Annotated in this window: 11 protein-coding genes; all 11 read right to left on the bottom strand. The window is 32.8% G+C overall.

The genetic code is table 11. From position 1 onward, the window contains the following. Positions 1-109: 109 nt before the first annotated feature. The 11 genes from CIW83_RS21285 to CIW83_RS21235 all read right to left on the bottom strand — a co-directional run bounded on the left by CIW83_RS21285 (position 110) and on the right by CIW83_RS21235 (position 9,676). Complete coding sequence (locus tag CIW83_RS21285; RefSeq protein ID WP_094904438.1) at positions 110-898, bottom strand: XdhC family protein; 789 nt, start codon at positions 896-898, stop codon at positions 110-112. Further along, positions 899-1,696, bottom strand: coding sequence for a selenium-dependent molybdenum cofactor biosynthesis protein YqeB (yqeB, locus tag CIW83_RS21280; protein ID WP_094904437.1), 798 nt, complete (start codon positions 1,694-1,696; stop codon positions 899-901). It abuts the gene before it with no gap. 23 nt (positions 1,697-1,719) lie between these two features. Then, on the bottom strand, positions 1,720-2,295 hold the full coding sequence (locus tag CIW83_RS21275) for an NTP transferase domain-containing protein (protein ID WP_094904436.1): 576 nt from the start codon (positions 2,293-2,295) through the stop codon (positions 1,720-1,722). 10 nt (positions 2,296-2,305) lie between these two features. Next, complete coding sequence (locus CIW83_RS21270; RefSeq protein ID WP_094904435.1) at positions 2,306-2,581, bottom strand: hypothetical protein; 276 nt, start codon at positions 2,579-2,581, stop codon at positions 2,306-2,308. 5 nt (positions 2,582-2,586) lie between these two features. Then, entirely contained in the window at positions 2,587-3,021 is a 435-nt protein-coding gene (yqeC, locus tag CIW83_RS21265) for a selenium cofactor biosynthesis protein YqeC (protein WP_094904434.1), read from the bottom strand. A 197-nt stretch (positions 3,022-3,218) separates the two neighbouring features. Then, on the bottom strand, positions 3,219-4,613 hold the full coding sequence (locus CIW83_RS21260) for a methyl-accepting chemotaxis protein (protein WP_158220208.1): 1,395 nt from the start codon (positions 4,611-4,613) through the stop codon (positions 3,219-3,221). Positions 4,614-4,633: 20 nt separating this feature from the next. Then, a complete protein-coding gene (locus CIW83_RS24615; protein WP_094904432.1) occupies positions 4,634-5,635 on the bottom strand; it encodes a xanthine dehydrogenase family protein molybdopterin-binding subunit in 1,002 nt (333 codons plus the stop codon). Then, on the bottom strand, positions 5,632-6,903 hold the full coding sequence (locus CIW83_RS24610; protein ID WP_094904431.1) for a xanthine dehydrogenase family protein molybdopterin-binding subunit: 1,272 nt from the start codon (positions 6,901-6,903) through the stop codon (positions 5,632-5,634). The genes CIW83_RS24615 and CIW83_RS24610 overlap by 4 nt, the downstream gene beginning before the upstream one ends. After that, positions 6,903-7,376, bottom strand: a complete 474-nt coding sequence (locus tag CIW83_RS21245) for a (2Fe-2S)-binding protein (protein WP_094904430.1) — start codon at positions 7,374-7,376, stop codon at positions 6,903-6,905. Before CIW83_RS21245 ends, CIW83_RS24610 begins: the two co-directional genes overlap by 1 nt. Then, positions 7,370-8,236: a xanthine dehydrogenase family protein subunit M gene (locus CIW83_RS21240; RefSeq protein WP_094904429.1), complete on the bottom strand. Its 867-nt coding sequence runs from the start codon at positions 8,234-8,236 to the stop codon at positions 7,370-7,372. Before CIW83_RS21240 ends, CIW83_RS21245 begins: the two co-directional genes overlap by 7 nt. Positions 8,237-8,302: 66 nt before the next feature. Then, on the bottom strand, positions 8,303-9,676 hold the full coding sequence (locus tag CIW83_RS21235; RefSeq protein ID WP_094904428.1) for an NCS2 family permease: 1,374 nt from the start codon (positions 9,674-9,676) through the stop codon (positions 8,303-8,305). Positions 9,677-9,782 lie beyond the last annotated feature (106 nt).

Here is a 9,782-nt window from a genome sequence, read left to right as displayed (position 1 = left end):
TATTTTATACCCCCTTATATTCTGCACTTATTCATTATGTTAACATACCTACAATGCTTTTTCTTTGTATACTTTCTATAAAAGAGTACGGTTTTAAAATGTAAAATCATCACTTCATATGTTTAAGTTTCCCATTATTTTTAATTAATAGTATTTCTGACATAATACTCATTGCTATTTCCTCAGGGCTTCCCGCAGATATTTCTAATCCTATTGGTGCATATATTTTATTTATGCTCTCCTCTGGTATACCTTTATTCCTTAAATTGTCCATCATAGTAATTACTTTACGTTTACTTCCCATAGCACCTATATATTTTGCATCTGAATTTACTACTTCTGTCAAAGATTCTTCATCATATTTATGACCTCTAGATGCTATAACTATATATGTATTATTATCTATCTTATAATTTCTTAGCATTTCGTTTATAGGTCCTAGTACTAGTTCTTTTGCCAAAGGAAACCTGTCACCGATTAAAAACTCCTCTCGATCCTCAAATATTACTATATCAAAATTAAGCAAGGAAGCAATATTATATATTGCATATCCAACATGTCCTCCGCCAATTATTAGAAGCTTAGGATTAATTTTATATACATCTATAAATACTTCCACCCTTCCACCGCAAATCATTCCCACCCCTTCAGTATCCAGCGGTAAATCTATAACTTTGCTTTGTCCTTCTTCTATAGCTTTGATACATAATTCTATAACATGCTTTTCTAATGCTCCTCCTCCAATAGTTCCATGGATTGAGCCATCTTCTAAAACTGCCATCATAGTACCTATACCTCTAGGAGTTGAACCTTCTGATTTTGTAATAGTTGCAATGGCTAATTCTTTTCCATTGTTTATATCTTCCAAAGCTTTTCTCATTACTGACAGATCACCCATTTAAATTCTCCTTCCTTTCCTTAGATACATTATTCCTTCTAAAGCTCCACCACCTACTGCCCGAGCTTTATCTGATATTGTATATACATATTCCTCTATTCCCCGAGGGTCTATATCTCCTATTTTTAGTCCTTTTTCTACGTAAAGACCTTCCTTTATAATACCTCTCAATATACCCGATATTCTTGCTCTTACTTTTTGTCCTGACGTCTCGCATATTATATCTCCAACTTCTACTTTATCTCCTATATTATAGTAACTTTTAAATATTCCATTGGCTTCAGCTCTAATTATCCTTTCTTCTTTATAGCCTAGAATATCTCCGGGGATTCCAGTGTCATCTTCCGCTTTACCTTTATGTATCACTTTTCCTAAAAAATGACCTCTCTTAGTTTCTACTACTAAATCTACATCTACTCCCGCTTCAAATCCAGGACCTATACCTATTGTCATCGGAGCCATATCCTTTGTAGTTCCAAGATTTTTCTTAGCAAGTATACTGTCTATTATGGCTATAGGTTTTATACTGTTTATTATCTCACCTTTTCCATCAATATAAACAGGAATAATTCCATTATTAATAGCTTCATATATTTCCTCTAGATTTCTAGTTAATATTGCCTTAACCCCTTCTACTATAATTTCTCCATTATATACAGCTTCACAAAAAGATACTCTTCTCCTAATGGCCAATGGTTTCTCTATATCTAAGATTATTACCTTAAATCCTGCCATAAATAACCTATGTCCTATACCTGTGGCTATATCTCCTCCACCACGAATAATTATTAGTTCCATATTTTACCACCTACTTAGAATTGTCATTTGGTGATTTGTAATATCTTTAAATCCTCTTGATTATCTATATCCATACCTAATCTTTCTTCTTCTATATAAACCTTCTTCGTTTTAGAAATATTCCTTTCTACTATATCTCTACCGCCCTTATCTCCTGTAATTTGTAATAATTCTTCTTTAAAAATAGAAGAAATAAGCATAGGCATTCCTCTATGATTATTATAATAAGGCACTAAAATAGGTAGGTCTGATATATTGTATTCTTCAATTAATTTATCTATAAGTTCTGATGTTAAAAAAGGCTGATCACCTACTAAAAACATATAGGATTTAGCTTCTATAGCCCTCCTCACTCCTAGTTTCAATCCTTCTGATTGTCCTAGATGAGCATTTTCATTATAAATAGTTTTTATATTATACTTTTCTCCTATTTTCTTTACTTCTTCACTTCTATAAATTAAAATTATATCATCTAGCTTTGAGTCTACACAGGCCTTAATAACTCTTTCTATTAATGCACTTCCTTCTATATCTATTAATAGTTTGTCTGCTTTCATCCTTCTTGAAAAACCTGATGCTAAAATAATTCCTGTTATCATAACTATTCACCTAATAAAATTTTTTCTCTTTAATATCCGCTATAGCCACATTATTAAAATGTTTATCCTTTAGTATCCTTCTAATTCTTTTTGCTTTACAAATTTTAATTTCATCATTAGCTTTATTTAACAGTAGGATTTTATCTCTTGATGCATTTTTAAATAAACCATTCTTATCTAAAACAAGTTTTACAATGACTTCTTCATCAATTATGAAGTTTTTTCCAACCATCTGACATAACAACTCTGGTCTATGAACTGTATCCTCGTCTATTGCTTTTCCCAAGGAATCTAACCTATAACTCCAATTGTCTTAGTGCTAGTCGTTGGAATTACTGGTTCATGATTCCCTGGAGCCTTTATAGGCTTTCTCTTAGAACCATCCGCCTCTATGAGAATAATATCAAATATATTTCTTGCAAAAATTTCTTCTAATTTTTCTGAAGAAATTCCCTCTAGTTTACCATTTTTTATCTCTTCACCAAATATTGTAATTGTAGCATTTAATGGATTAAAGTCTTTGTCTATATCTTTTAAAAAAAGGTAATTATATTCCTCTTTTAAAGGGGTGAATACTTTAGTAGTAGTAGATATAAGGATTTTTTTATTTAAGAAAATAAATTCTTTTGCTAATTCAAAGATGGTAGTAGTTTTTCCTCCCCCTCCTACAAAAGAGAGCATTTCTGCTTTATCTATATCTAGACCTAATGCTTTATATATAATCATTCTTAATCCTCATATTTATATATTTTTAACAAGAGAATCCAAGGCAAGCCCTATTTCATATAGTCTTCCTCTTTCATCTGTGACTGTTAAAAATTTAAATAATTTACCATCTTCAACTCTCTTTTTTACTGGTGTTACTATATATTCTTTTTTCCTTTTCTTAAAATCTTGGAAAGATGGATCTGCCTCATATAGATTTAGCCTATGGCGGATTTTTCATTGGTAAATTCTACAACTCCCGACACATCTGTAATATATATCGCATCTACTCCTACCTCTCTAATTAATTCTTTTATCATAGTGTCACTAACCTTTTCATTGTTCATAAAATAATCTTTAACTATATAAGCCTGCCTTAGCATCTTTTCTTCCATTACTTTACCTACTACAAATTGCTGCATATCATAAACATATCCTTTAATCTTTTCTACCACATCATTTAAATTCCTTGATCGACTGTGTTGCTCTAATGTCTGTTCAGTAGTTTGTTCTATTTGAGCTGTTGTTTCCTCTGAAAATTCTGCTATTCTAGTTATATTTGTAGTTATTTCCTCTATCATGGAATTATTTTCACCAGTTACTTTTTTTATTTCCTCCAAACTTTCTTTGCCTAAGTTTAGTGTTTCTATTATGGAATTGAATTCTTTGTTAGTAGATTCAATAACTTCACAGTTTTCGTCCATATATTTCATCTCATTTGCCATGGATTCTGAAATTAATACAATCTCATCTTTTAATCCATGTATTACCTCTTCTATTTTTTTAGATACGTTCTCTGTCTCGTTAGCTAATTTCCCTACTTCCATAGCTACTATAGAAAAACCTTTACCATGCTCTCCAGCTCTAGCTGCTTCTATTGAGGCATTTAACGAAAGCATTTTTGTTTGATTTGATATGGTATTTATAAGATCCACGAGCGATACTACTTCATCTGAATAATTTCTTAGTTCTATTATTTTCTTAGAACTTTCCGCTACCATGTTTTTAGAGTTTATTATTCTGTCTTCTATATAATCTATTTCTTCAATCCCTTTCTGAGCTGAGGTAATAGAATTTGATATAAATTGAATTTTATCAACTATATTCTTATCTATATTTTCCATAGATAGGTAAATTTTTCTAGCTAAGTGATTGGTCTGATTAAGCATTTGACTTTGTTCCACCGCATTAGCATCTGCTTCCTCTACTGAAGACGCTATAAGTTCTGAACTAGTTAAAGATTCAGTAGCTAACAGACTTAAGTTTTCACATATATTAAATATTTCAGTTGATATTTCTACCTGAGTCTTCAAGTTCCCTCTTATCTGTTTATAAACACTATAAATCTTTTCCCTTGCTTCCTCAGGTATATCTATACTTTTTGATAAAGAAAAGTCTAAATCATTGATATTAGATAAATATTTTATTATCTCTTTTATCCCCCTATTACTTTGAACCTTCAATAATCCTAGAGACAAACCTATTGAGAGTAAGAGAGTTAAACATATTTGTATAATTGTGTTTTTAAAATATACTGTTGTAAAATAATTAACTCCCATAAAAATAATCGAAAATATAAATATCTTTAAAAAATCTCTAGTTCCTCTCTTCAACATTTTTCCTCCTTATGCTATTATCCTATTTTTTTCTCTTCAGCCTCCCCTAGAGCTTTTATAAGTCTTTCTGGTGTTACAGGCAATTCTGTAATTCTGACACCTATAGCATCGTAAATTGCATTTAATATAGCAGGAGCTATTGGTATCATTACAGGTTCTCCAATTCCTTTTGCACCATAGGGAGCTGTAGATTCTGGATCTTCTACTATAATATTATTTATGTCTATCATATCCATAGCAGTAGGTATTAGATATTTTGAGAACTTATCATTTTTAATTTTACCATTTTCCAAGTTTAAATCCTCTAATAATGCATATCCAAGTGCCATAGCAAATCCACCATCCATTTGTCCCTCAAGTAATCTCGGATTTACTGCACGCCCTACATCTTGGGCAAAGGTTGATCTTAAGAGATTTACTATACCTGTTTTTGTATCTACTTCTACTTCTACCGCACAAGCATTAAATGTATATGGCCAATATGGAGCTCCTTGCCCATCCTCCGGGTCCATCTGGGTTGTTTGAGCTATAAATTCTCCCTTAGCCTCTATAGTATCATCACCATTATATATTTCAGATAGCTTCTCATAGGATATTCTCTTCTGCGGGAAAAAGCTTAATACTACTTCTCCTTTTTCTAATATTAATCCTACTGTAGAGTTTAGTCCTAGCTGAATTCTTGCTTTTTCAAATAATTCAGCTCTCATATTTTCACAAGCAACCTTTATTGCATTTCCAGTGTTATATGTCTGTCTAGTTGCTGCTGCTGTTCCTGAATCAGGCATTAAAGATGTATTTTCGTGTACTAATTCAATATTTTCTACTGTTAGTCCAAGAACTTCTGCTCCTATTTGTCTCATTGAAGTCTTGGCTCCCTGACCCACCTCTGTTACACCACAATATATTCCAATCTTTCCTTTTGGAAGAAGTCTAATGATTGCCCTTGATATATCCGGAAATCCGTTGCCATAGCCGGTTCCATAAAATGAAATTCCTATACCTACACCTCTTTTCTTCATAGAGCTCCCTCCTTTAATTGTTCAGAGAACCTAAAACCCTTATCTACTTCTTCTATACATTTATCTAAAGGTACACTATCTGTCAATATTTGTCCGGTAGCAGTCATTGAGCCTTTTCTAAATATATTTTTCATCCTAAATTCAATAGGGTCCATATCTAATTTTTCAGCCAGCATATCCATTTGTTGTTCATGAGCTATAGGTACTTGAGTTGCTCCGAATCCTCTCATAGCTCCAGTAAATGGATTATTTGTATATACTGCATAGGTATCAACCTTTACATTCGGTATAACATAAGGTCCTGTAGCATGGACTCCAGCTTTTCTTAGTACATTTATTGCCCAAGAACAATGCGCACCAGAATCTCCAATTATTTCTGCTTCCATATATTGAAGTATTCCATTTTCATCTGCTCCAGTTTTATATTTCATAATCATAGGGTGACGTTTAGAATGTGTTAAAAAGGATTCCTCTCTAGAATATATGACTTTTATTGGTCTCTTTAATACCATAGCTGCTAATGCTAAATGTATTTGAGGTGATATATCTTCCCTAGCTCCAAATGCACCTCCTACAGCTGTATTAATTATTTTAACCTTTTCCTCTGGTAGACTTAAGTTTTTAGCTACTTCTTCTCTGTCATAATGTGGGTATTGGGTAGCTAAAGCTACTACCACCGTGCCATCTTCTTCGAGATAACTAATTCCTGCCTCTGGTTGTAAAAATGCGTGTTCTACCATAGGTGATTTATATATATTTTCTACTATATATTTACACCTTTTCTTTCCCTCTTCTATATCTCCATGTCTCAATTTATAATGAAATACAATATTAGAATCTCCATGTACCTTAGGTGAATCCTCTTTCATAGCTTCTATTGGATCAAATACTGCTGGTAATTCTTCATAATCAACTTTAATTTTTTTATATCCTTCATCACAAGCTCTCTGAGTTTCTCCTACTATAAATGCTATTGGTTCTCCTATTCTTATAACCTTTTCACTTGCAAATACTTCATGGTCCTTTAATACTACTCCATGGATATTTTCTTTTGGTACATCTTTATATGTGAATACCTTTAATACTCCTTCTACTTTTTCTGCTTCTGCAACATCTATTTTAATTTTGGCATGAGGTTTATCTGATCTTAAGGTTTTACCATAAGCCATATTATCCAAATATATATCTTGAGGATAAACTGCTGTACCAGTAACTTTACTATATGCATCGACTCTAATAATATTTTTTCCTACTACATTTAGTTCCATTACTTTTCCTCCTCCATATATTTTATAGCTCTTTCCGTTGCATCAATCATTTTATTGTAGCCTGTACACCTACATAAATTACCCGATATTCCTTCTCTAATCTCGCCTCTTGTGGGATTAGGATTTTTATCTAGCAATGCCTTAGTTGATAAAACCATCCCTGGTATACAAAATCCGCATTGTACTGCACCTACATCTATATATGCCTGTTGTACTGGATGAAGTTTTCCATCTCTTTCAAGTCCTTCTATAGTTACAATACTACTTCCATTGGCTTGAAATGCCATTACAAGACATGAGTTAACAGTTTCTCCATCCATTATGACAGTGCAAGCACCACATTCACCTTCTCCACATCCCTCTTTGGTACCTACAAAACCTAATTCATCTCTCAATAAATCTATTAATCGCAAATTTTCATCTACAGAAATTTCGAAAAATTCTCCATTCACTTTAAGGCTTATATTTACCATGCTGCCACCTCTCTCCCTATTGTCATTGCTGATTCAAGGGTTTCCTTTAATATACCAGATATGGCAACCCTCTTATATGGTAAAGTAGACCTACCTTTTAACCGTTCATCCATAGAGTTCTGCAGTCTCTCTACAGCACCTTCTACAGTTTCTTCCCTAATTTTTTTCCCTATTAAATAATTTTCAACTTCATATTCTCTCATAGGATATTTTCCCAATGCCCCACTAGCAACTCTAATGGACTTAATAAACCCTTCATTATCAAATTCAACTAAAGAAGCTGAGGTCAATCTTGATATGGCCAACGCCTTTCTAAGACCAAGCTTGGCGAAAGTAAGGACTTGATTTTCTTTAGGTTTTATAAATTTAATTTCTGTTATAAGTTCATTTTCTTTTATAGGGTCAGTATAGTAGCCCTCTAAAGATATTTCTCGTACCCCTTCTATACTAACAAGCCTTACTATACTTCCTAAAGCAATTAAAGGAGGTATTGAATCAGCTGCCGCAGATCCATTTGCAATATTTCCTCCTATGGTGCCTTTATTTCTTATTTGCGGGGAACCTACCATTCTACAAGCCTTATATAATCCCCATAGATTCCCACGAAACAAATGGTTTTCAACTATATTGGTAAATGTAACTCCTGCACCTAAAGTAATATATTCTCCATCATCCTCTATCTTTTTCAAGTCTTCAATTTTAGTAATATCTATTAACACCTTCGGTGATATTTTCTCATTTTTCAAGGCAATTACAATATCAGTACCTCCAGCTATTATCTTTGCATCTTTACCAAAATTGCCAAGTATTTCTATCACTTCATTAATATTATCTACATTATACACTTGATTTAAGGTCATATTTACACCCCTCATAGGATTCTTAGTTTTAAAAAGCCGCCTCCAAATAGAAGGCGGCTGATGTCTTTACATAAATATTGTTTTCAATACAAACAATATTGCTAGTACATACATAATTGGTGATACATCTTTGTGTTTTCCAGCTAGTACTTTTAGTACTACATATGAAACCATACCAAATACTATACCTTCAGCTATACTATATGCAAAAGGCATCATAGCTATTGTTAGAAATGCTGGTATAGCCTCTGTAAAATCATCTAAATCAATTTCTTTAATTGGACTCATCATGAATAATCCAACTAAGATTAGTGCTGGTGCTGTTGCAGCCCCTGGAATCATGCCAAATAATGGAGCAAGTATTAATGCCAATCCAAACATAACTCCCGTTGTTAGAGAAGTAAGCCCTGTTCTACCGCCTTCAGCTACACCTGCTGCTGATTCTACGAATGTTGTTACTGTAGATGTACCTAAGCAAGCACCAACAGTAGTACCTACAGCATCTGCTAATAATGCTTCTTTTACTTTAGGTAATGAACCATCTTTGTCTAACATACCTGCCTTTGATGATACTCCTATTAAAGTTCCTACAGTATCAAATACGTCAACAAATAGGAATGTAAATACTACTATAAGCATATCCCAAGTAAATATATTAGCCCACTCAAATTTAAATGCTACCTCTCTAAGAGATGGTGGTGCTGAAAATATACCCAGTAAGGTTCCATTAGGCGTATAACTAACTCCCATTGGCAAACCGATAAGTGTAGTAATAATAATACCAAAGAATAATGCGCCTTTAACTTTTTTAGCCAAAAGGACTCCAGTTATAACAATACCTATTAATGCTAATAATGCCGATGGTGATTTTAGGTTTCCAAGTGTAATTACCAATCCACCTTCATTTAATACATTAACTCCATTTTCCATGAACATTTTTCCCGTATCTACTATTCCAGCATTTATTAGTCCAATTAAAGCTATAAATAGCCCTATACCTACAGATACAGCTTTCTTAAGATTCATAGGGATTGAATTAAAAATTGCTTCTCTTACTTGGAAGAATGATAATAATATAAATATAATCCCTTCGATGAATACCGCCGTAAGAGCAAATTGCCATGATTTTCCCATTCCAAATACTACTGTATAAGTAAAGAATGCATTAAGTCCCATACCTGGTGCAAGTGCAAAAGGATAATTAGCTAAGAATGCCATCATCACACAAGCAATGAATGCTGAAAGTGCAGTTGCTGTAAATACCCCACCAGCATCCATACCTGATTCTGAAAGTATTCCTGGATTTACTGCCAAGATATAGGCCATAGTCATAAAAGTTGTAATACCAGCCATAATTTCTGTTTTTACATCTGTGTTGTGTTCCTTTAGCTTAAATCGTTTTTCAAAAAATCCAACATTTGAAGCTCTTTCACTAGACATAATACTCCTCCTTATAATTTATTTAAAAAACTATCCTCCTTTCTTAAATGTCTCTATTTAGTTATTATACTAAATTTTTATAGATAACTGTAGTAAATTCTTATTT

The sequence above is a fragment of the Tissierella sp. P1 genome, assembly GCF_002266425.1.
GTDB classification, from domain to species: domain Bacteria; phylum Bacillota; class Clostridia; order Tissierellales; family Tissierellaceae; genus Tissierella; species Tissierella carlieri.
The sequence above is the reverse complement of the archived record's forward strand: the minus strand, read 5'-3'. Positions and strand labels throughout refer to the sequence as shown.

Coding starts and splice junctions, on each gene's coding strand:
- CIW83_RS21285 (WP_094904438.1), bottom strand. CDS start 898: ATGGGTGATCTGTCAGTAATGAGAAAAGCTTTGGAAGATATAAACAAT.
- yqeB (WP_094904437.1), bottom strand. CDS start 1,696: ATGGAACTAATAATTATTCGTGGTGGAGGAGATATAGCCACAGGTATA.
- CIW83_RS21275 (WP_094904436.1), bottom strand. CDS start 2,295: ATGATAACAGGAATTATTTTAGCATCAGGTTTTTCAAGAAGGATGAAA.
- yqeC (WP_094904434.1), bottom strand. CDS start 3,021: ATGATTATATATAAAGCATTAGGTCTAGATATAGATAAAGCAGAAATG.
- CIW83_RS24615 (WP_094904432.1), bottom strand. CDS start 5,635: ATGAAGAAAAGAGGTGTAGGTATAGGAATTTCATTTTATGGAACCGGC.
- CIW83_RS24610 (WP_094904431.1), bottom strand. CDS start 6,903: ATGGAACTAAATGTAGTAGGAAAAAATATTATTAGAGTCGATGCATAT.
- CIW83_RS21245 (WP_094904430.1), bottom strand. CDS start 7,376: ATGGTAAATATAAGCCTTAAAGTGAATGGAGAATTTTTCGAAATTTCT.
- CIW83_RS21240 (WP_094904429.1), bottom strand. CDS start 8,236: ATGACCTTAAATCAAGTGTATAATGTAGATAATATTAATGAAGTGATA.
- CIW83_RS21235 (WP_094904428.1), bottom strand. CDS start 9,676: ATGTCTAGTGAAAGAGCTTCAAATGTTGGATTTTTTGAAAAACGATTT.